Annotated in this window: 18 protein-coding genes; 5 read left to right on the top strand and 13 right to left on the bottom strand. The window is 71.2% G+C overall.

Annotated elements, in window-relative coordinates:
- Positions 1 to 50: 50 nt before the first annotated feature.
- On the bottom strand, positions 51 to 2,153 hold the full coding sequence (locus tag AQI94_RS16090; protein WP_031046349.1) for an MMPL family transporter: 2,103 nt from the start codon (positions 2,151 to 2,153) through the stop codon (positions 51 to 53).
- Between the two features lie 198 nt (positions 2,154 to 2,351).
- Here AQI94_RS16090 and AQI94_RS16085 point away from each other — a divergent pair, with 198 nt between their 5' ends.
- Positions 2,352 to 2,759 carry a VOC family protein gene (locus AQI94_RS16085; protein ID WP_031046351.1) on the top strand — a complete coding sequence of 136 codons (408 nt, stop codon included), beginning with the start codon at positions 2,352 to 2,354 and terminating at the stop codon, positions 2,757 to 2,759.
- Between the two features lie 52 nt (positions 2,760 to 2,811).
- On the opposite strand, the gene AQI94_RS16080 is transcribed toward AQI94_RS16085, so the two are convergent.
- From AQI94_RS16080 to AQI94_RS16065, 4 genes are read right to left on the bottom strand one after another with little or no spacing between them, the layout of a single operon-like run.
- Positions 2,812 to 3,483 carry a response regulator gene (locus tag AQI94_RS16080; RefSeq protein ID WP_031046367.1) on the bottom strand — a complete coding sequence of 224 codons (672 nt, stop codon included), beginning with the start codon at positions 3,481 to 3,483 and terminating at the stop codon, positions 2,812 to 2,814.
- Positions 3,480 to 4,676, bottom strand: coding sequence for a sensor histidine kinase (locus AQI94_RS16075; protein ID WP_031046370.1), 1,197 nt, complete (start codon positions 4,674 to 4,676; stop codon positions 3,480 to 3,482). Before AQI94_RS16075 ends, AQI94_RS16080 begins: the two co-directional genes overlap by 4 nt.
- A gap of 58 nt (positions 4,677 to 4,734) precedes the next feature.
- Complete coding sequence (locus tag AQI94_RS16070; RefSeq protein ID WP_031046373.1) at positions 4,735 to 5,520, bottom strand: IclR family transcriptional regulator; 786 nt, start codon at positions 5,518 to 5,520, stop codon at positions 4,735 to 4,737.
- Positions 5,517 to 5,936, bottom strand: coding sequence for a MarR family winged helix-turn-helix transcriptional regulator (locus AQI94_RS16065; RefSeq protein WP_031046375.1), 420 nt, complete (start codon positions 5,934 to 5,936; stop codon positions 5,517 to 5,519). The genes AQI94_RS16070 and AQI94_RS16065 overlap by 4 nt, the downstream gene beginning before the upstream one ends.
- A gap of 216 nt (positions 5,937 to 6,152) precedes the next feature.
- Between AQI94_RS16065 and AQI94_RS16060 the strand changes: the two genes are divergently transcribed.
- From AQI94_RS16060 to AQI94_RS16045, 4 genes are read left to right on the top strand one after another with little or no spacing between them, the layout of a single operon-like run.
- Positions 6,153 to 7,070: an SDR family NAD(P)-dependent oxidoreductase gene (locus AQI94_RS16060; protein ID WP_031046378.1), complete on the top strand. Its 918-nt coding sequence runs from the start codon at positions 6,153 to 6,155 to the stop codon at positions 7,068 to 7,070.
- A complete protein-coding gene (locus AQI94_RS16055) occupies positions 7,070 to 7,945 on the top strand; it encodes an amidohydrolase family protein (RefSeq protein WP_031046381.1) in 876 nt (291 codons plus the stop codon). The genes AQI94_RS16060 and AQI94_RS16055 overlap by 1 nt, the downstream gene beginning before the upstream one ends.
- 10 nt (positions 7,946 to 7,955) lie before the next feature.
- Complete coding sequence (locus AQI94_RS16050; RefSeq protein ID WP_031046384.1) at positions 7,956 to 9,461, top strand: acyl-CoA synthetase; 1,506 nt, start codon at positions 7,956 to 7,958, stop codon at positions 9,459 to 9,461.
- A gap of 14 nt (positions 9,462 to 9,475) precedes the next feature.
- A complete protein-coding gene (locus AQI94_RS16045) occupies positions 9,476 to 9,931 on the top strand; it encodes a MaoC family dehydratase (RefSeq protein WP_031046387.1) in 456 nt (151 codons plus the stop codon).
- An 88-nt stretch (positions 9,932 to 10,019) separates the two neighbouring features.
- On the opposite strand, the gene AQI94_RS16040 is transcribed toward AQI94_RS16045, so the two are convergent.
- The 8 genes from AQI94_RS16040 to AQI94_RS16005 all read right to left on the bottom strand — a co-directional run bounded on the left by AQI94_RS16040 (position 10,020) and on the right by AQI94_RS16005 (position 21,924).
- The gene (locus AQI94_RS16040) at positions 10,020 to 11,687 is read right to left on the bottom strand and encodes a PHP domain-containing protein (protein ID WP_031046390.1); all 1,668 of its coding nucleotides are present in this window, start codon (positions 11,685 to 11,687) and stop codon (positions 10,020 to 10,022) included.
- Positions 11,688 to 11,706: 19 nt separating this feature from the next.
- A complete protein-coding gene (locus tag AQI94_RS16035; protein ID WP_031046393.1) occupies positions 11,707 to 13,533 on the bottom strand; it encodes a LamG-like jellyroll fold domain-containing protein in 1,827 nt (608 codons plus the stop codon).
- A gap of 40 nt (positions 13,534 to 13,573) precedes the next feature.
- On the bottom strand, positions 13,574 to 16,522 hold the full coding sequence (locus AQI94_RS16030; protein ID WP_031046395.1) for a glycoside hydrolase family 2 TIM barrel-domain containing protein: 2,949 nt from the start codon (positions 16,520 to 16,522) through the stop codon (positions 13,574 to 13,576).
- Entirely contained in the window at positions 16,519 to 17,457 is a 939-nt protein-coding gene (locus AQI94_RS16025; RefSeq protein ID WP_225890198.1) for an alkaline phosphatase family protein, read from the bottom strand. The genes AQI94_RS16030 and AQI94_RS16025 overlap by 4 nt, the downstream gene beginning before the upstream one ends.
- A gap of 233 nt (positions 17,458 to 17,690) precedes the next feature.
- Complete coding sequence (locus AQI94_RS16020; protein WP_031053596.1) at positions 17,691 to 18,560, bottom strand: carbohydrate ABC transporter permease; 870 nt, start codon at positions 18,558 to 18,560, stop codon at positions 17,691 to 17,693.
- Complete coding sequence (locus tag AQI94_RS16015) at positions 18,557 to 19,531, bottom strand: carbohydrate ABC transporter permease (RefSeq protein ID WP_208611843.1); 975 nt, start codon at positions 19,529 to 19,531, stop codon at positions 18,557 to 18,559. Before AQI94_RS16015 ends, AQI94_RS16020 begins: the two co-directional genes overlap by 4 nt.
- 34 nt (positions 19,532 to 19,565) lie before the next feature.
- Positions 19,566 to 20,843, bottom strand: a complete 1,278-nt coding sequence (locus AQI94_RS16010; RefSeq protein ID WP_031048284.1) for an ABC transporter substrate-binding protein — start codon at positions 20,841 to 20,843, stop codon at positions 19,566 to 19,568.
- A 64-nt stretch (positions 20,844 to 20,907) separates the two neighbouring features.
- Positions 20,908 to 21,924 (bottom strand): carbohydrate kinase family protein, encoded by a 1,017-nt coding sequence (locus AQI94_RS16005; RefSeq protein ID WP_031048287.1) that lies wholly within the window; start codon positions 21,922 to 21,924, stop codon positions 20,908 to 20,910.
- Positions 21,925 to 22,019 lie beyond the last annotated feature (95 nt).

Below are 22,019 nucleotides of genomic sequence, written 5' to 3'. Positions count from 1 at the left end.
TAGCGGCGCCATGGCATCCGGGGCCAGCGGCAGGCGCCGTCCGTCGGGTGTCAGGCGCTTGTCGGCGCGGGGTGCTCGCGTGTGGCCGGCTCCCGCAGCCCGAACCGGTCGTGCGCCCTGCGCAGCGGCCTCGGTGCCCACCAGGCATGGCGGCCGAGCAGCGCCATGGTCGCCGGGACCAGCAGCATTCGTACGACTGTCGCGTCGATCAGTACCGCCAGGGTCAGGCCGAGGCCGATCTGGAGGATGGGGGAGAACCCGCCGGTCATGAAGGCGCCGAACACGATCGCGAGGAGCAGTGCGGCGCAGGTGACGACCCGCCCGGACCGCCGCAGCCCCGTCACGACGGCCTCGTGGTCGTCGTTGCCGCGCTGCCGGGCCTCCCGCATCCGGGCCAGGATGAACAGCTCGTAGTCCATGGCGAGCCCGAAGGCGATCGACACGATCAGCGGCGGCGCGGTCAGGCTCAGCGCGCCCAGGCCCTCACCGCCGAGCAGTCCGGCCCCGTGGCCGTCCTGGAAGACCCACACCACCACGCCGAGCGCCGCGCCCAGGCTGAGCAGGGTCGTCGCGATCGTGCGCAGCGGGATCAGCACCGAGCCGGTGAAGGCGAACAGCAGGACGAGGACGGCGGCCAGGACGGTCAGCGCCGCCCAGGGTGCCCGGTCGGCGAGCATCGCGCGGAAGTCGACCAGCCGGGCGGCGACCCCGGTCACCTGGACGGGCTCGTCGCCGCGCAGCTCCCGCACCCGCTCGACCAGGCCGGTGGCCGCCGTGCCGTCCACCGTGCCGGGCGGCTGCAGTTCCACGACGGTGTTGCCGCCCGGCAGGTCACGGGACGCGGCGTTCGGCACCAGGGCGCGGATCCGGTCCGCGGTCGCGGGGTCGGTGCCGGGCTTGAGGACGACGACCACGGGAGAGACCCCGGTGCCCTTCGGGAAGTGCGCGTCGACGGTGTCGTACAACTGCCGTGCCTCGGTGCTGGACGGCAGCTGCCGGGCGTCCCCGATGGCGATCCGCACGCCGGACACGGGCAGGGCCAGGAGCAGCAGGACCGGGACGACGGTGACCAGGACGGCGACCCGGCGGCGCTGCGCGAAGCGGGCGAGGCGGGCGAAGACACGGCCCTCCTCGTCCGCCGAGCGGGCCTTGGAGGGCCGGATGCGGTCGCCGAACCGTGCGAGCAGCGCGGGCAGCAGGGTCACCGCGGCCAGCATGTCGACCACGACGACGGCGGCGACGGCCAGGCCCATGCTGCGCAGGAACACGCTCGGGAAGACCAGCAGGCCGGTCAGGCTGACGGCCACGGTGAGCCCGGAGAACAGGACGGTCCGGCCGGCGGCGGCGACCGTACGGTGCACGGCCTCCACGACGTCGTCGGTGTGCCGGCGTTCCTCGCGGAAGCGGACCACTGTCAACAGGGCGTAATCGACGGCGAGTCCGAGGCCGAGCATGGTGGTGACCTGGATCGCGTACACCGAGATGTCGGTGACCTGGCTGAAGGCGAACAGCCCGAGGAGGGCCCCCGCGATCCCGCTCACCGCGATCACCAGCGGCAGCGCTGCGGCACGCAGGCCCCCGAACACGACCAGCAGCAGGGCGAGTACGACCGGCAGGGAGATCAACTCGGCGTTCTTCACGTCCTGTTGGGCGCGCTCCCCGAGCTGTCGGCCGAGCAGTTCGCCGCCGCTGACGTGGACGTCGGGCGCGTCGATCCGCTTGATCGTCTCGACGGCGGAGTCGGTCGCCGTCTCCTCGGCCTCGTCGGTGAGGCCGCCCTCGAAGGTGACGGGGATGATCAGGGCCTGTCCGTCCCGGGCGGTGAGACCGGGGGTGGTGTACGGGTCCGGCACCTCGGCCACCCCGGCGATCTCGCGGACCTTGGCGACGGTCCGCTCGACCCGGTCACGCAGGGCCGCGTCGGAGACGGCCTCGCCCGCGACGACCGCGGTGACGGACTCGCCGGTCGGGTCCACACCGGAGAGGTAGTCGTCGGCCAGGTCGGACTCGGTGCCCGGTACGTCGGGCACGTCGTCGGAGAGGTCGGCGAAGACGCCCGTCCCGAGGCCGAAGCCCAGCAGCAGGAAGGCGGCCCACAGGCCGATGACGGTCAGCGGGCGGCGGGTCGCCGCGCGGGCGAGGGTGGAGAGCACGGGGGCCTCCCGGCGGGTTGGCGGTGGTCGACGGCTCCCTCAGACTGCTGGCGGGGGTGTGCCCGCCGGATCGCCGGGACGGGCGGTTTCGGCGTCTGGGCCGTACGGGTGAGGCGAGGTGGTCTCTCACTCCCACGAGGGAGGAATCCGCGGTACCGGTCGGGGAGTTGACCGAGCAGACGCCATCGAGGAGGCCCTATGTCCGAGGTATCACCCGCCGTCCGTGAACTCCGTCTCGTCGTCACGGCGGAGGACTACGACAAGGCGTTGCGCTTCTACCGGGACGTCCTCGGACTGCCCGAACGGGCCGCGTTCTCCTCGCCCGACGGACGGGTGACCATCCTGGAGGCGGGGCGCGCGACGCTGGAGCTGACGGACCCGAACCATGCCGCGTTCATCGACGAGGTGGAGGTGGGCAAGCGGGTCGCGGGACACATCAGGGTCGCCTTCGAGGTCGACGACTCGACCGCCACCACGGCCCGGCTGGCCGAGGCGGGTGCGGAGGTGGTCGCCGAGCCGACCCGCACGCCCTGGAACTCCCTCAACTCCCGCCTGGAGGCGCCCGGTTCGCTGCAGCTGACCTTGTTCACCGAGCTGGACGACTAGGAGCGCGCACGGCTCAGGAGCGTGGGGGACCGTCGCGCGGTTCCCCGCGCCCCTAAAGGGGCGCGCCCGGCGTCACCAGCCCCGTCTCGTAGGCGCAGATCACCGCCTGCACCCGGTCGCGCAGACCCAGCTTGCTCAGCACATTGCTGACGTGGGTCTTGACCGTGTGCTCGCTCACGAACAGGGTCGTGGCGATCTCCGCGTTGGACAGGCCCCGGGCCAGCATCCGCAGGATCTCCACCTCGCGGGCCGTCAGGACGTCCAGGCGGTCGGGGGCGGGCCCGGTGGCGGCCTCCTCGCGGCGGCGGCGCACGATGTCCGCGACCAGGCGGCGGGTGACCGCAGGCGCGAGCAGGGAGTCGCCGCCCGCGACCACACGGACCGCGTGCACGAGGTCGTCCCGGCGCACGTCCTTGAGGAGGAAGCCGCTGGCCCCCGCGTAGAGCGCGTCGTAGACGTACTCGTCGAGGTCGAACGTGGTCAGCATGACCACCTTGCAGCTCGATCGGGCGCACACCCGACGGGCCGCCTCCAGGCCGTCCATGACGGGCATCCGGATGTCGAGGAGGAGGACGTCGGGCGTGTGCCCGAGCACCGCGGCCACCGCCGCCGCGCCGTCCCCGGCCTCGGCGACCACCTCGATGTCCTCCTGCGCCTCCAGGATCATGGTGAAGCCGCTGCGGACCAGTTCCTGGTCGTCGGCGACGACCACCCGGATGCTCACCCGAGGGCCGCTTCCCGCTCCGCGGTGGCGGGCAGCCGTACGACGACCCGGAAGCCGCCCCGCGGACCCGGCCCGGCCTCCGCGCTGCCCCCGCAGGCGGCCGCCCGCTCCCTGAGACCGATCAGGCCGTGGCCGCCGGCCGTGCGCGCCGGGCCCCGGCCGTCGTCGGTGACCGTGAGGGTCAACTCGTCCTCCGCCCAGTCGAGTTCCACCTGTGCGCAGGAAGCGTACGCGTGCTTGACCGTGTTGGTCAGGGCTTCCTGCACCGCGCGGTAGGCGGCCACCTCGGTGTCCGGGGGCAGCGGGCGGGACCGGCCGCGTACGCTCAACTCGACCCGGAGCGCGGTGGATGCGGCGACCTGGCGGACCAGATCGGGCAGCCCGGCGAGATCCGGCTGCGGCAGCCGGGCGGCGCCGCCCCGGCGTTCCTCCTCCTTCAGGACCCCGAGGATGCGCCGCAGTTGGGTCATCGCGTCCCGCCCGCTGGCCGCGATCGCGTCGAACGCCGCCTCGGCGCGGTCCGGGTCACTGCGCACCACGACCGGTCCGGCCTCCGCCTGGACGACCATCAGGCTGACCGCGTGCGCGAGGATGTCGTGCATGTCCCGGGCGATCCGGGAGCGTTCCTGGGCGATGGCCCGCGCGGTCTCCGCGGCCCGCTCCCGTTCCAGCCGGCGTGCCCGGTCCTCGACGGCGGCGGTGTACGCGCGCTGGACGCGGGCCAGCACGCCGAGGCCGTAGGCGCAGATCATCCCGGTGAGGTGGAAGGCGTACTCGAAGGGCTCGGAGTGCTCCTTGTGCTGCATGGTCACCACCGCCCCCAGCAGCCAGCTGGCCAGCATGCTGCGGCGCTGCCAGGGCAGGCCCTGGGCGGCCATGGTGTACAGGACGACGAGCCCGCCGTAGAGCACGTCCGGCGGTGGCGCGTGGTAGTAGGCCATCGCCGTGGTGGCCGCCGAGACGGCCAGCGCGCACGCGTAGGGGAAGCGGCGGCGCCAGACCAGGGGGACGGCGGTGGCGGCCCCCAGCAGCCAGCCCACCCGGCTCAGCGGGTCGTCGCCCTCGTCCGGGAACATCCACTGCAGGGACGCGGCGAACAGCACCAGCGCGGCGAGCGCACTGTCGACGACGTACGGGTTCGTCGTCCTCAGACGGATCGCGAGGGGGGCGTACCAGGACCGGACGGCGGACATGAGCGGCTCCTCGGGGCCGGGGCCGTTCCAGTATCACGACGCCGACGCGGCCGGGACCTCACCGGTGAGAGGGATATCCGGCGCCCGAGCGGGGTGCGGCCGTCGGCTGCCAGCCCAGTGCCCGCGAGATCCCCAGCGCCGCGAGCCGGACCGCCGGGATCAGCGCCGGTACCTGGGCGTCGGCCTGCGGCACCACGACTGACACGGCCGCGACCACCGTCCCGTCGGGTCCGCACACGGGGGCCGCCACCGACAGGGCGTCGTCGGTGACCTGACGGCTGCTGACCGCGACACCGGTGCGCCGGACCTCGGCCAGGACCCGGCGCAGCTTCGCCGGTTCGGCGAGCGTGTACGGCGTGAAGACGGCGAGCGGTGTCGCGCAGTACTCCTCCTGCTCCCGCGGCTCGCAGTGCGCCAGCAGCACCAGGCCGACCCCGGTGGCGTGCAGCGGCCAGCGCGCCCCCACCCGGATGTGCACACCGACCGACGAACGCCCCGCGATCCACTCGATGTAGACGACATCCGACCCGTCCCGCACCGCCAACTGCACGTTCTCGTGGGTGGCTTCGTACAGGTCCTCCAGATACGGCAGCGCCAGCTGCCGGAGCGCGACTCCACGCGGCGCGAGCGCGGCGACCTCCCAGAGGCGGAGCCCGACGTGGTAGACCCCGGCGTCGTCCCGCTCCAGCGCGCCCCAGTCGGTCAGCGCGCCCACCAGGCGGTGGGTGGTCGTGAGCGTCAGCCCGGCCCGCCGGCTGATGTCGGTGAGCGACAGTGCCGGATGCTCATGGTCGAACGCGGCGAGCACGGACAGCAGCCGGTCCGGTGCGGAGCGCAGGGTCATGGCTGGTCGGCGATTCTCAGCAGGAGGGCCTGGAGGGTGTCCCGCTCGGCGGGGTCCAGCGGTGCGAGCAGGTCGTTGGTCACCCGGCGGCCCGCCTCGTCGGTGCCGCGCAGGAAGGACCGGCCCGTGTCGGTGAGAACGACGGTCTTGCTGCGGCGGTCGTCGGGGGAGGGGCGGCGCTCGGTCATCCCCAGCTTCTCCAGGTCGTCGACCAGGCCGACGATCGCGCTGGGGTCGTAGCCGAGCTGGGCGCTCAGCTCCCGCTGGAGCGCGCCCTCGGAGCCGGCGAGATAGCGCAGCACCGCGTAGTGCCGCAGCCGCAGCCCCGACTCCTGGAGGAACGTGTTGAACAACTGGCCCGAGCGCAGGCCCAGGCGGTACAGCAGATAACCGGTGTCCGCGTGCAGCCCGCGCATCCACGGCTCCTCCGAGTCGATGGGCTTCGGGGTGACGTGCTGGCGTGTGATGGCGGGCTCCTCGTGCTCGGTGTGTCAGGGAGATTCCAGCATGACGCACCCGAAGGTCGCCAACAACTATTGACGTCACCAATTATTGCTCTTAGCTTCGATCTCGTAGCCGCACCCCGGCGACAAGCCGCACCCCCCAGCATCCGTTCGTGAAGGGACCCGCTCGTGCCCAGCATCGATCTCACCGGCAAGGTCGCCGTCGTCACCGGCAGTGGCCGGGGCCTCGGCCTCGCCTATGCGCACGCCCTCGCCGCCCACGGCGCCTCCGTGGTCGTCAACGACGTCGACGAGGCCGTGGCCGAGGCAGCCGTGAAGTCCATCGCCGAGGCGGGCGGCACCGCCGTCGCCGAGGTCGTCCCGGTCGGCACCACCGAGGCCGCCGAGCGGCTCGTGAACCGGGCCGTGGCGGAGTTCGGGCGGATCGACATCCTGGTCACCAACGCCGGCATCCTGCGCGACAAGGTGCTGTGGAAGATGACCGACGACGACTTCGACGCGGTGATCACCACCCACCTCAAGGGCACCTTCACCTGCGCCCGCGCCGCCGCCGTCCGGATGCGCGAGCAGGGCGAGGGCGGCTCCCTGATCCTGGTCGGCTCCCCGGCCGGGCAGCGCGGCAACTTCGGGCAGACGAACTACGCCGCCGCCAAGGCCGGCATCGCCGCCTTCGCCCGCACCTGGTCGATGGAGCTGGGCCGCGCGAACATCACCGTCAACGCGATCGTGCCCGTCGCGGCCACCGCGATGACCGAGACCATCCCCGCCTTCGCCCCGTACATCGAGGCCATGCGGAACGGTGAGCCGCTCCCGGACTTCCTCCGCAAGGGCGAGGGCTTCGGCACCCCCGAGGACTGCGCGGCCCTCGTCCCCTTCCTCGCCTCCGAGGCCGCCCGGTCCATCACCGGCCAGGCCATCGGCATCGGCGGCGACAAGGTGGCACTCTGGTCGCATCCGCAGGAGATCAAGGCGGCGTACGCCGACGGCGGCTGGACCCCCGACACCCTGGCCGACGCCTTCCCCACGTCCGTCGGCGCCGAGCTCCAGACGGTCGGCATCCCGGCACCGAAGCTTCCGGAGGCCTGATGGACATCGACGAGCTGGTCGCGATCGACGTGCACACCCACGCGGAGGTCTCCTCCAAGGGCCATTCCTCGCTGGACGACGACCTGCACGACGCCTCCTCCGCCTACTTCAAGGTCGAGGGCAAGCGGAAGCCGACCCTTGAGGAGACCGCCGCCTACTACCGCGAGCGGAAGATGGCCGCCGTGATCTTCACGGTGGACGCCGAGTCCGCGACCGGCACCGCGCCCGTCCCGAACGAGGAGGTCGCCGAGGCGGCCGCCGCCAACTCCGACGTGCTGATCCCCTTCGCCTCCATCGACCCCTTCCGCGGCAAGGCGGGCGTGAAGCAGGCCCGCCGGCTGGTCGAGGAGTACGGGGTGAAGGGCTTCAAGTTCCACCCCAGCATCCAGGGCTTCTTCCCCAACGACCGCTCGGTCGCGTACGACCTCTACGAGGTGATCGAGGAGACCGGCACGATCGCCCTCTTCCACACCGGGCAGACGGGTATCGGCGCCGGAGTCCCGGGCGGCGGCGGCATCCGCCTGAAGTACTCGAACCCCCTCCACGTGGACGACGTGGCGGCCGACTTCCCGCACCTGAAGATCATCCTGGCGCACCCGTCGTTCCCCTGGCAGGACGAGGCCCTCGCCGTCGCCACGCACAAGCCCGGCGTGCACATCGACCTGTCCGGCTGGTCGCCGAAGTACTTCCCGCCGCAGCTCGTGCAGTACGCGAACACCCTGCTCAAGGACAAGGTCCTCTTCGGCTCCGACTTCCCCGTCCTCACCCCCGACCGCTGGCTCGCCGACTTCGCGAAGCTGTCGATCAAGGACGAGGTGAAGCCGAAGATCCTCAAGGAGAACGCCGCCCGTCTGCTCGGGCTGACCAAGCCGTAAGGGGCCCCAGATGCGCAACGAGGGACTGGGTTCGTGGCCCGCACGCCGGGCCCGCAAGACCCCGCACCGCACCGCCCTGATCCACGGCGACACGACACTCTCGTACGCCGGGCTGCACACCCGCGTCACCCGCCTCGCGCACGCCCTGCGCGCCCGGGGCATCCGGCGCGGCGACCGGATCGCCTACCTCGGCCCGAACCATCCCTCCTACCTGGAGACGCTGTTCGCGGCCGGCACGCTCGGCGCGGTCTTCGTCCCCCTCAACACCCGCCTCGCCGGACCGGAGATCGGCTACCAGCTCTCCGACTCCGGAGCCAGGGCGCTGGTCTACGGCCCCTCGCACGCGGGGCTCGTCGCCGGACTGCCGGGCAGCACCGACGTCCGTACGTACGTCGAAGTCGGCCCCGAGTACGAGCAGTTGCTCGCCGGGTCACCGGCCGAGCCGATCGACGAGCCGGTCGCCCCCGACGACACCTGCATCATCATGTACACCTCGGGCACCACAGGGCGTCCCAAGGGCGCCATGCTCACCCACGGCAACCTGACGTGGAACGCGATCAACGTCCTCGTCGACACGGACCTGATCGCCGACGAACGCGCCCTGGTCTCCGCCCCGTTGTTCCACACGGCGGGCCTGAACATGCTGACGCTCCCGGTGCTGCTCAAGGGCGGCGCCTGCGTCCTCGTCGAGACCTTCGACCCCAGCGCCACCTTCGACCTGATCGAACAGCACCGGATCACCTTCATGTTCGGGGTGCCGACGATGTTCGAGCAGGTGGCGAGGCACCCGCGCTGGGCGGGCGCGGACCTGTCCTCCCTGCGCATCCTGACCTGCGGCGGCTCCCCGGTGTCGACGCCCCTCATCGCCGCCTACCAGGAGCGCGGGCTCACCTTCCTCCAGGGCTACGGCATGACCGAGGCCTCGCCCGGAACCCTGTTCCTGGACGCCGAGCACGCCATCGGCAAGGCGGGCTCGGCGGGTGTGCCGCACTTCTTCAGCGACGTCCGGGTGGTACGGCCGGACCTGGCGCCCGTCGACGTCGGCGAGACCGGCGAGATCGTGCTCCGCGGCCCGCACGTCATGCCCGGCTACTGGGGGCTGCCCGAGGAGACCGCCGCCTCCTTCGCGGACGGCTGGTTCCGCAGCGGAGACGCGGCCCGGGTCGACGAGGACGGCTACGTCTTCATCGTCGACCGCATCAAGGACATGATCATCTCCGGAGGCGAGAACATCTACCCCGCCGAGATCGAGGACCTGCTCCTCGGCCACCCGGACATCGCCGAGTGCGCGGTCATCGGCGTCCCGGACGACAAGTGGGGCGAGGTGCCGCGGGCAGTCGTCGTCCCCCGCGAGGGCACCACCCCCGACCCCGACGAGGTCCTGGCCTCCCTGGCCGGCCGACTCGCCAAGTACAAGATCCCCAAGTCGGTGGTGGTCGCGGACGAACTCCCGCGCACCGCCTCCGGAAAGCTCCTCAAGTCCCGGGTGCGCAAGCGCTACGGCTCCGACTCCTAGGCAAGGACAGCTACATGAGCGTCACCGTGAACGGCATCGACGAACTGAAGAAGCTCGCCGGCAGCGACCTCGGCACCAGCGAGTGGATCGAGGTCACCCAGGAGCGCATCGACACCTTCGCCGATGCCACCGGCGACCACCAGTGGATCCACGTGGACCCCGAGAAGGCGGCGGCGGGCCCCTTCGGCGCCCCCATCGCGCACGGCTACCTCACCCTCTCCCTCTTCATCCCGCTCTTCACCGAGCTGCTGGACGTCCAGGGCGTCACCACGAAGGTCAACTACGGCCTGAACAAGGTCCGTTTCCCCTCGCCGGTCAAGGTGGGCTCCCGCATCCGCCTCGTCGCCAAGCTGACCGAGGTCGAGGAGGTGCCGGGCGGTGTGCAGATCACCGTCGACGGGGCGATAGAGATCGAGGGCGGCGCCAAGCCGGCGGCGGTGCTGCAGAGCCTGTCGCGGTTCTACGCCTAGGAAGTCCCTTGCGGAGGCAGGCCGTGGGGAACCGCGGGACCGTTGTGGCTGGTCGCGCAGTTCCCCGCGCCCCTGCGGGGCGCCGACCTCAGCCGGTGACGTCGACGAAGACGGGGTTCGAATAGAACCACGTGTCCGCCCACGGGTCGCCGTTGCCGGGCTCGTGCGGAATCGGGCCGTGCGGGTCGACCGAGGCACCGAGGTAGCCCGTGCCGTGCCGCTTGCCGTCGCTGCCGCGCAGCCGGACGTAGAAGGACTCGTCCCCGGCGGTCAGCGGGATGCGCAGGGTGTACGTCCCCTTCCGGCCGGACACGTCCTTCGTCTGCACGACCTTGGTGTCGGGCGCCTGCCAGATGTCCCGGTCGCTCACCGGACCGCGCACCGCGCCCCGGATCACGTCCACGTGCGCCAACTCCGGGAGGATTCCCTGGGGGTTGGGGCGGGAGGCGCTCGTGACGGTGACGTACAGCGTGATCCTCTCGCCCTTGCGGACCCGCAGCCGCCCGCCCAGCGTGACACCGCGCCCGGCGTCGTAGTCCCGCTTCACGCGCACGTCGAGCCCGTCGAGCAGATGGCCGTGGTCCACCCAGACCCGGCCCGCGCGCAGGCCCGCCATCACCGAGCGGTAGCCGTAGCGGGTCACGCCGACGTGGGTGCGGCTGAACTCGCCCGGCCAGAAGTCGCTGCCGGGCTGCGGGGTGTCGGTGTTCACCGGGTCGGGCAGCTTGCCGGTGTTGTCGAAGTTCTGCCCGGCCGGCCAGTCGCCGTTCTTCCAGGTGTCGAAGACCGTGCGGTGGTTGTCCGAGTTGGTGGTGATCGAGAACAGGCTGCCTTCGGCCAGCATCGAGTCCCACAGTCCGCCGACGGTCGCGGTCGCCCAGTCGAAGCCGCCGTACGTCAGATACGCGTCCGCCGGGTAGCCCGACCAGGACTGCGCCGACGGCTTGTTCTCGTACTCGCCGCGGATCGAGGTCGCCCCGCGCAGGCTGGGGATCGCCGCGCCCTGGGCGCCCGGCGCGCCCTCCATGCCGATCATGATCTCGGGGGCCGCGTCCCGCCAGCCCCGCATCTCGTGCGGGGAGTCGATGCCGAGCCGCAGCGGGTGGTTGGCGAGGACGAGGACGTCGTCCACGTAGCCCGAACGGCGCTGCTCCGCCAGCCACTTGATGGCCTTGACGGCGTGGGCCTCGTTGCGGGCGGTGTCGGTGGCGCCCGCGGAGCCCTCGGTGTAGCCCAGGAGCTTGCCGTCGTAGGCGAGCTCGAACTGCGTGAGCAGGTCGGTCTCGTGGGGGCCGGGCGCGGCGAAGACCGTGCAGTGCTCCGCGGCCGGGATGTACCACTCCAGGCCCTGGAAGATGAGCTGGCGCGGGTTCTCCGCGCGGGCCCTGACGATCTCCGCGTGCTCCATCCTGGCGCCGTAGTAGGCGTGTCCGAAGTTGGAGTGCTCGTTGAAGACCATCCAGTCGAGGCCGTACTTCGCGGCGGCCTGCGCCTGCTGGGAGAACGTGTACTTGGCGTCGTGGCTGTACACGGAGTGCACATGGTGGTCGCCGACGAGATAGGCGAGGTGGGGGTCGTCGCCGCCGAGGCGAGGGCGGCCCGGAGCGGCCAGTGCAGGCGTCGCCGACCCCAGCGCGAAAGCCGCGCCGAACAGGCCCGCGCGGCGCAGGAGTCCGCGTCGCGACACGCCCTGCGCGTCGAGGTCGGCGGGGGAGACGGACGGGTCGGCCCAGGAGGGCAGTTGCTGCTCGGTCATGGTGATCCTCGAAAGGGGGTCAGTGAGTCATGAAGGACGAGACGGGCAGCGCCCGCGAGACGATCCGCACGTCACCGAGGCGGCCGTGGAAGATCTGGTCGATCGTGTCGGCGTAGGTGTAGCCGCCCAGCAGCCAGGGCTCGCCGACCGAGGTGATCCCCACGGCGGACGCCTTCGGGTTGCGGACCACCGGGCAGCCCTGGACGTACAGCGTGGTGTGCCTGCCGTCGTTGACGACGGCGAGGTGCCACCAGGTCTCCAAGGGGGTCTCCTGGCCCCAGTTGGTGGCGATGCCCTGCTGGTTGAGCGGGCGCATCGCCCACTGCGGCTCCCGGTCGTTGGAGAGCGAGAGCGTGGCGAGCGGCTCGTCGGGGTCGTCGCCGGTCTTTCCGGCAGCCCCGCCGGTACCGCGCCGACTGACCAGCCCCGCCCAGGCGTTGTGGTCCGGGTCCCAGTCGGCCGGCATGCGGTAGAACACCTCGATGGTGTAACCGTCCCTGAAAACCGCCGAGTTGAGCGGTGCCTTGTCGACGGTCTGCAGGTAGGCACCCTTCAGGGGCGACTTGTAGCCCTGGAACTCCAGGCTGCCGTGACCGGGCTGGTCGGGGTGGTGGTCCGCGGACCAGCCGAGCGAGCCCCCGCCGACCGACACGACGGTGAGGTCGTTGCCCTTGCCGGAGAGGTCGCGAACCGTGCCGGAGACCGCCGAGTCGAAGCGCCAGTAGGCCGCCGTCCCCGGTATCAGCATCTTCGCCGCCGGACGCGCAGCCCGCGCGGGCACCGGGTCGAAGCCGGCGAACCGCTTCTCGAAGTCGATCTCGACCGAGAACCGGTCGGCGTCGCCGCTGAGTTCGATCTCCTGCCGCTCCAGCTCGTTGAGGCCCTTCCGGGCCCGGCCGAGGATCCACGGGGAGACCGTCTCCACGTCGATCACCCCGCGGTCGAGGTCGAAGCGGTACAGGCGGATCATGGCCGCGCCGCCGAAGTACCGGTTCTGGTAGTTCGTCAGGTGCAGGTGGACGTCGTTGCCCGCGATGTTCTCGCGGGTCGCCCTGCCGGCGGGCCAGTAGTGGCCGTTGAGGGTGAGGAAGATCTGGTCGTGGTCCTTGACCAGCCGGTCCCACAGCTGCTGTCCGTGGTCTGAGAGGGTCTCGTCCTCGACGACCAGCTCGTGCGTGGTCAGGACGACCGGGGTCCTCGGGTGCGCGGCCAGGACGCTCTTCGCCCAGGCGTACCCCTGGTCGGAGAGCCGCCAGTCCAGCGCGAGGACCATCCACTCGCGGCCCGCCGCCCTGAAGAGGTGGTAGGAGTTGTAGCCGTCGGGGGAGGCGCCGCCGAAGGTCTTGTGGCCCTTGAAGCGGTCCGGGCCGAACACGTCCAGGTACGGGCTCGCACCGCGCTGGTCGGTGGTGGACGACTTCACGTCGTGGTTGCCCGCGAGGACGCTGTAGCCGACCCCGTGCCGGTCGAGGAGCCTGAACGCGTCGCCGATCGCGGCGAACTCGGCTGCCGCGCCGTTCTGGGTGAGGTCGCCGAGGTGCGACAGGAAGACGACGTTCTCGTCCTTGCCGTGCTCCAGCAGATAGCGCAGCGAGGCCTCGACGGGGGCCTTGTCGATGCTGGGCCCGTCGAAGAGGTACTGGGTGTCGGGCATGACGGCCAGCGTGAACCGCCGGCTCTCCGTGTCGGGACGCCAGGACGCACCCGGGGCGGCCTCGGCCGCCGTGGGCAGGGCGACCCCGGCCGTGGCGGCCGCGCCCAGCAGTGCCGTCGCCCGCAGGAAACTGCGTCTTCCGGCACCGGCCTGCGCGGCCTCGGCCTGATTCTGGTCATGCGAAGTACACACGTGTGCTCCGTACTGGGGAAGTCGGGGAAGTCGGGAGGGATCAGAGCGCGCGCAGGGTCCAGCTCCAGCGGTGGACGCCCGGCGGGACGCGGTAGGAGGCGAAGGTGTCAGGACCGCACGAGGCGGTGCCGAGGCCGCGATGGGCCGCGTCGATGTGCACCACACAGCCCGCCCCGGGGACGAGCTCGTCGTGGTGCGCCACGGCGGTGAGGTCCGCCGCGCGGTACCGGGTCACGCAGACCTGGCGCGGTTCGTCCAGGGCGACCGCGAGGTCGGTGGCGTCCCGCGCGGAGAGCGTGAAGTGCCGTACGCCGTGCCGGCCGCCGCTCTCCTGCGGGCGCAGATAGGGAGTGAACAGCTCGTCCACGGGAACCGCGTGATGGCCGACCGGAGCCCCGAAGCCGCGGTCCGGATACGACTCCCAGGGGCCCTGTCCGTACCACTCCATCAGGTCGAGACCTGCGACCGTCTCGAACACGGAGCCCACCCGTGCCACGTCGTCGAGCTCGTCCGGCAGCTCCGCCGACTCCTCGACGTGGATTCCGCCCTCGACGGCGGTGAGGACCTGCACATGGCGTACGACACCGGCCTCGCACGCGTACTCGGCGCGTACGGTGACCCGGCCGGAGGTCTGCCGTATGTGCGCGACCTTGCGCACCAGCACGTCGAGGCCCCAGCCGCGCCAGCGCGCCGCCATGCCGCCCAGCTCGTCGTTGTCGGTCGGTGCCCGCCACAGGGAGAGCGTGGGGGCCGCGGTGAGCAGCGGATGGACCAGGAGCCCGTCGTCATCGACCTTGACGGAACGATTCCGCACGATCGCGGGAGTCTGCGGCGCGGCCTCCCGCAGCCGGACCTGCGGCACGCACACTACCGTGCCGCGCGGCGCCCACGGTTCGTCCCGCGCGGTCGTCACCCGCAGCGTCAGCCACGCCTCGCCGCCGTCCTCGGGCAGGTCGAACGGCAGCGGTACCGCCGCCGTCTCACCGGGCCGCAGATCGGGCAGCTCGGCGGGCGCGGTCAGGGTGCGGCCGTCGGCCAGGGACAGTTCCCACTCGCCGGCCAGCCAGGCAAGGCCCCGGAAGTGCTGGTGGTTGCCGAGCACGATGCCCTCGTGCCGGAAGCACTCGATGCGCACCGGTGCCGCGATCTCCCGGTGCTCGTACATCACCGGCTTGGGCGTGCGGTCGGGGAGGACCACGCCGTCCGCGATGAAGGCGCCGTCGTGCAGGGCCTCGCCGAAGTCGCCGCCGTACGCCCAGCGATGCCCGGGCGCGGCGACACCGTTGTCATAGAGCCCGACGCCCCCACGTCCGACCGGTCTGCCGTCGTTCACACGCTGCAGAATGCCGTGGTCCCAGAACTCCCAGATGAACCCGCCCTGAAGACCCGGCGTTGACTCGATGGCCGCCCAATGGTCCGCGAGCGTGCCGTTGCTGTTGCCCATGGCATGCGAGTACTCGCACCAGATGAGCGGCTTGGTCTGCCGTCCGGACAGGGCGTGCGCCACGCACTCCTCCAGTGAGGCGTACATGGGGCAGGCGATGTCGGTCGCGTCGCCGGCCGCCGCCCAGTCGAGCTTCGCCGCGCCTTCGTACTGGACCGGCCGCGTCGGATCGTGCCGGCGCACCCAGCCGGCGGCCGCGTCGTGGTTCGCCCCGTAGTCGGACTCGTTGCCCAGTGACCAGACGATGACCGACGGGTGGTTCTTGTCCCGCAGCACCATCCGCGAGAGGCGGTCCACGAAGGCGTTCAGGTAGCGCGGGTCGTCGGCGATCTCGTGGGCGTGGTCGTGCGACTCGATGTCCGCCTCGTCGACGACGTAGAGACCGAGCTCGTCGGCCAGGTCGTAGAGGGAGGGATCACCGGGGTAGTGGGAGGTGCGGATCGCGTTGAACCCGAACCGCTTGAGCGTGACCAGGTCCGCGCGCATGTCGTCGTACGACACCGTCCGGCCGGTCAGCGGGTGGAAGTCGTGCCGGTTCACGCCCCGGACGAAAACCCGCTCGCCGTTGACCAGCAGGTCCCGGCCGGCGATCTCGACGTCCCGGAAGCCGATCCGGTGCCGTGAGGTGTCGGACACCGTGCCGTCGGCGCGGTGCAGCCGGACGGTCAGGTCGTACAGCTCGGGCGTCTCGGCGTTCCAGGTGCGGACGTCCTCGACGGTGGTGCGGATGCGTGCCTCGCCGAGGAAGTCGGAGACCCGGTCGTCCTCCCGGTTGAACCGGTCGAACTCCGTGTCCTGCCCGAGCGGCCGGCCCTCCAGTTCTCCGCTGACGTACCACCCCTCGGGCAGCGCGCCCCCAGCGTCCCGCACCTGGCAGTCGACCCGCAGCGAGCCGTCGAACGAGGCCCGCACGGTCACGTCGGACAGATGCAGCGGATCCGTGGCGTAGAGCAGCACGGACCGGGTGATCCCGCCGTGCCACCACTGGTCCTGGTCCTCGATGTGCGAGGCGTCCGACCACTTGACCACGGTCAGGCGTACGACGGCCCGTTCGCCGGCGCGCACCAGTCCCGTCAGGTCGAACTCGGCCGCCAGGTGGGAGTCCTTGGAGACGCCGACGGGCCGCCCGTCCACGTGCACGAGGAGCACGCTCTCGGCGGCGCCGACCTGGAGCACGACCCGGCGTCCGGCCCAGTCGGCGGGGACGTCCACCGCACGCTCGTACACCCCGGTGGGATTCGCCGCGGGGGAGTGCGGCGGGAACTCCGGGAACGGCATGCGGACGTTGAGGTACTGCGGCAGGTCGTCCGTGCCCTGCATCGTCCAGACGCCGGGGACGTGGATGGTCGACCAGGAGCCGCCGACCGGCGCGTCCGGAGTGGGCAGCAACTGGAACCGCCAGTCGCCGTCCAGGGGGAGTGCTCCGGAGCGCCGGTCGACGGCGTTCATGGGCAGCCGCCCCCAGGAGGTCACCTCGGGGGCGTCCCAGGGGCGCAGGGCGAGCAGAGGATCGGTGGGGCGGGGTCCGCGGGGTGCGTCGGTCATGACCGTTCCGTAGTCGGTGGTGCGGGGGCGTGGCAGGACTGTCCGTGGCCGTGCAGGACGCGGCCCTGCAGGCCCCAGGCCGGGTCGACGGGGACGCCGAGCCGGTCCAGGACGGTGGGGGCGATGTCGATGAGGCGTGGTGTGTCGAGACGGGTGCCGCCGGGCATGCCGGGCTCGGCGAGGACGACGAACACCTCGCGCTCGGCACGGGTGTCGCCGCCGTGGCCGCCGGTGTCGAGGTGCCCGTGGTCCGTGGTGACCAGCACGGTCCAGCGCTCGCGCGCGCGGGCGGGGTCCAGCCGACGGGTCTCGATGGCCGTCAGCAGCCACCCGAGGTGGGTGTCCTGGGTGAGCAGCGCCCGGTCGTGGGCGGCGCTGTGCGGGCCCATGGCGTGGGCGGCCTCGTCGGTGGCGCCGAAGTACACGAACACGGCGTCCGGGTCGTCCTGGGTGAGCCAGCGCTGGGCGGTGCGGGCGACGAGGCGGTCCGCGGTGCCGTAGCCGTCCGACTCGCCGTCGTAGCGCACCCGGCGGCCGACGGCGGGGCCGAGAGTGCCGCGCCGGATCAGCTCCGGCCAGGACACCGCGGCCGCGGTGCGCAGCCGGCGCCGGGCGGTGCCGGCCCGGCTCAGGAAGTCGGGGTAGCGGCCGTAGTCGGCACCGGCGAAGTCGTTGCCGCGCACTCCGTGCCGGTCGGGCCACACCCCGGTCAGCACGCTCGACCAGCCGGGTCCCGAGTCGGTGTAGGCCATGCTCGTGGTCGGCCCGTCCGGGGCCTGGCCGTCCGCCTCGCCGTAGGGCAGCAGGCTGGTGCCGTGGGCGCCGGACGCCATGAGCCCGTGCAGCACGGGCGCCACCGCCGGGGAGCGGGCGAGCAGGTCGTACCGCAGCCCGTCCATCCCGACCACGAGCACTTTGCCGACGGTGTGGCTCACCGCGCACCCCTCTCTCCTGGCGGCGGGCCGGTCGGTCCGGGTGCGGGGCGGGTTGTCCCGGTGGGTGGTCCGTCCGGGGCGTGGTGGTCTGCCCTGCCGCGGGGTGGCTCACCCGTTGTGTGGGCGCGCCGCAGCCCCTCCACGAGCACTTCTGTGTGGGCGCGCCGTAGCCCGACCACAAGCACTTCGCCGACGTCGTGGGTCACCGCGCACCCCTCTCTCCCGGCACCCGGTCAGGTGCCCTGGACCGCGCCCTCGGTGGCGCCCGCGATGAACCCGCGGGCGAAGATGCTGAACACGATGACCAGCGGGAGCGCCGCCATCAGCACACCGGCCATGACCATGCTGTAGTCGGTGGTGTGGCCGACGTTGAGCTGGGCGAGCTCCACCTGGAGGGTCACGTGGCCCGGGTCGGTGAGCACGACGAGCGGCCAGATGTAGTCGTTCCAGCAGTTGACGAAGGCGTAGATGGCGAGGAACGACAGCGCGGGCCTGATCATCGGCAGCGCGATGTTCCAGTACTGCCGGAAGAACCCGGCGCCGTCGATGCGTGCGGCGTCGAGGAGTTCGTCGGGCACGCCGTTCTGGATGTACTGGTGCAGCCAGAAGATGCCGAAGGCGTTGGCCAGGGAGGGCAGGGCGAGTGCCTTGAGCATCCCGACCCAGCCGATCTTCGACATCAGGATGAACTGCGGCAGCATCGCCAGCTGGAGCGGCAGCATCATGAACAGCAGCAGCGTGCCGAAGAGGATCTTGCGCCCGGGGAAGTCGAACTTGGCGAAGGTGAAGGCCGCCAGGGAGTCGATGAACAGCACCAGGACGGTGGTGACGGTCGCGACCATCACCGTGTTGAGCATCGACCCGAAGAAATCGATGGTGTTCAGCACGTGCCGGATGTTCTCCAGCAGATGGGAGCCGAAGGTGAACTTCGGCGGGCTCTTGTAGATGTCCTGCGTGGTGTTGGTCGCCATGATGATCGTCCACGCGAACGGGAAGACCGAGATCAGGACGGCCACGACGAGGACGATGTGCGCTGAGAGGCCCTTGGGGCGGCGCGGCTTCCTGCCGCCCGTGGCCGGCCGTGCGGTGTCGAGCGCGCTCATGCCTTCCTCCCTCGTGTGGTGATGCGCCAGTTGACGGCGACGAGGATGATGATCAGGACGAAGAAGGCCCACACGATGGCCGCGCCGTAGCCGTAGTCGTTGTTGAGGAAGGCCGACTGGTAGAAGTACAGCAAGGTCGTCAGGCCCGCCTGGCCCGGGCCGCCGAGGTTGGCGTTGGCGGCGTTGCTGGCGAACAGGACCTGCGGTTCGCTGAAGCTCTGCAGGCCGTTGATGGTCGAGATGATGACCGTGAACAGGATGATCGGCCGCATGATCGGGATGGTGATCTGGAAGAACGTGCGGATGGGACCCGCGCCGTCCATCTTCGCCGCCTCGTAGATCGAGGTCGGGATCGCCTGGAGACCAGCCAGATAGATGATCATGTTGTAGCCGGTCCACTGCCAGGTCATCAGCAGCGAGATGACCACCTTGATCAGCCACGGGTTGCTCAGCCACGGGACCGGCGAGATGCCGACCACGCCCAGGATCGCGTTGACCAGGCCGAAGTTGTTGCTGAACACCGCGCCGAAGAAGATCGCCACGGCGACGATCGAGGTCACGTTCGGCACGTACAGCGCGATGCGGTAGAAGCCCTTGAAGCGGCGCACCGAGTGCAGCAGCGTCGCCAGCGTCAGCGCGCCGAAGAGGGTCGGCACGGTGGACAGCACCCAGATCACCAGGGTGTTGCGGATCGACAGCCAGAAGACCGGGTCGTCCCACAGGAACCGGAACTGCTGGAGCCCCACGAACTGCATGGTGCCCATGCCGTCCCAGCGCTGGAAGGCCAGGTACAGCGAGTAGAAGACCGGGAAGAACGAGAACGCGGCGAAGATCAGGTAGAACGGCGAGATCGCCAGGTACTGCCGCCAGTACGCCAGCGGTCCGCGCCGCCTGGACCGGGCAGTGCCCGCGGGTGCGGTGCGCCGCGGGCGGAACCGGGCCGGGCCCGGCCCGCCGCGGCGCACGGGCACCGCGGCGGGACCGGTGACCGGAGGTGACGTCACCTCAGCTCACCCCCTGCCGCCGGGCGATCTGCTTGGCCTGGCTGACCGCGTCCTTCCAGGCGTCGTCGGGCTTCTTGCCCTTGGCCTCGATGTTGGTCAGCTCCGTCATGAACGGGGCCTGGACGGCGGCGTCGGCGGGCGCCTCGTAGGCGACCTGGATGTCCTTGGCGGCCGGGCCGAAGACCTCGATGATCTTCTGTCCGCCGAAGAAGGCGTCCGGACCGGTCATGGCCGGCATGGCGTAGGCGGCCGGCGCGGCCGGGAAGATGGCGGCGTCCGTGAAGCCGCGGGCGTCGTTGGCGGGGCTCAGGATCCAGCTGATGATCTTGAACGCCTCTTCGGGGTTGCGGCACTGCTTGGGCAGCGCCAGGTAGGAGCCGCCCTGGTTGGCCGGTCCGACCGGGTTCGCGCAGACCCGCCACTTGCCCTTGGTCTGCGGCGCCGCCTGCTCGATGTCCAGCGCGTGCCAGGCCGCGCCGAGTTCGGTGAGGAGGTTCTTGCCGACGGCGGCGTTCCAGGTGTTGTCGTTGATCTTGGCGTCGATGCCCAGGGTGTACGGGCGCACCGCCGTGGTCCACGCGGCGCGGATGTGGTCCTGGTCGCCGATGAAGTGGTTGTCCTTGTCGATGAACCGCTGGCTGCCCTGGCCGACCGCGATGTTGAAGACGGAGCTGATGTTGTTGACCAGGTAGGTGCCGGGGTTCTTCTTCTGCAGCTCCACACCGAGCTGGAAGTAGTCCTCCCAGGTCTTCACCAGCGCGGCCACCTTGGCGGGGTCGGTGTCCACCCCGGCCTTGGCGAACAGGTCCTCGCGGTAGAACATCGCGGTGGGCCCGATGTCGATCGGGAAGCCGACCTGCTTGCCGTCCTCGGTCTGGGCGAGCTTGGTCTTCCAGTCCAGGTACTGCGACGAGATCTTCTTGAAGCCGAGGTCGTTCAGGTCGAGGAAGCGGTTGGCGTTGGGCAGGAAGGACGCGATGTCCTCGCCCTTGATGCCGGTGATGTCGGGCACCGAGGTGCCCGCCGCGAGGGTGGTGGTGAGCTTCTGCTTGAAGTCGCCGCCTATGGACGCCGTGGTCAGCTTGATCTGGCTGCTGAAGTGGGTCTTCGCCTCCGCGACCACCTTGTCGCTGAGCGCGCCGCCCCAGTACCACAGGGTGAGGTTCTTGCCGTTCTTGGTGCCGCCCGAGCCCGAGCTGCCGCCGCAGGCGACGGTCAGTCCGGACGCGGCCGCGGTGAGCGCGGCGGCCTGGAGGAAGCCTCTACGTGAAAGGTCCACGGGTCACTCCTGTTGTTCCTGTTCGTGGTGCTGAGGGGCTTGGACTGTGGGGGCGTGGTGAGGGTCAGTGCTGCCGGGGCGGGGTGACCGGGGCGTGGCGGACCGGCGGGCCGACGTCCGCCGGCAGCCGGTCGGCGAGGAAGCCGTAGGTTCTGCGCAGGTCGGGGTCGGTGAGGGAGCGCCACCAGCGGTCGACGCCGTACCAGCCGGGGGCCGCGAGGGCGCCGCCGTGGTGCCGGACGGACAGACCGGCCGCGAGGACGGCGAACCGCAGCCGTTCCGCCAGCGGCCAGCCGCCGAGCGAGGCCGCGACGAAACTCGCGCCGAAGACGTCTCCCGCGCCCGTGGCGTCGAGCACGTCCACGGCGAGGGCCGGGACGTCCGCGTACTCGCCGGTGATCTGGTCCACGGCGACCGCGCCGTCCCCGCCGCGGGTGACCACGGCGACCGGGACCAGCTCGGCGAGCGTGCCGAGGGCCGCGACCGCGCTGTCGGTACGGGTGTAGGCCATCGCCTCGCCCTCGTTGGGGAGGAAGGCGTGGCACAGGGCCAGCTGGTCGAGGAGGTCGGTGGACCACTGCTGGGTGGGGTCCCAGCCGACGTCCGCGTAGATGTGCGTGCCGTTCGCGGCGGCCTTGGAGAGCCAGGCGCGCGGCTCGGCCTCCAGGTGGACGAGGGCCGTGCGCGCCTCGGGCGGGTCGCCCATCAGCGCGTCCTGGGAGTACGGCGGTTCCTGCCCGTGGGTGACCAGGGCCCGGTCGCCGCCGGTGGCGAGCGCGACGGTGACGGGGGTGTGCCAGCCGTTCGCGACCTGGGAGAGGGAGACGTCGACGCCCTCCTGGGCTGCGAGGACCTCCTGGCAGTGGGCACCGTAGAAGTCGTCGCCGAAGACCGTGGCCAGGGAGGTCCTCAGGCCGAAGCGGGACGCGGCGACCGCCAGGTTGGCGATGCCGCCGGGGCCGCAGCCCATGCCGGCCGTCCAGATCTCCTCACCCGGCGTCGGCGGCTTTCCGAGGCCGGTGAGGACGAGGTCGTAGAAGAGCAGCCCGGTCAGGAGCACGTCGGGCCTGTCGTCGTCCACGCGAGGAGCCTCTCGTCAAAACTCGTCAATTTCGATGACCGGAATCGTGCGCTGATCCGAGAGATTGGTCAATACCCGAGCAGAACTGAGCATGG

This window comes from Streptomyces pseudovenezuelae (assembly GCF_001513955.1).
GTDB lineage: Bacteria > Actinomycetota > Actinomycetes > Streptomycetales > Streptomycetaceae > Streptomyces > Streptomyces pseudovenezuelae.
This window is presented reverse-complemented; position numbering and strand designations above follow the sequence as displayed.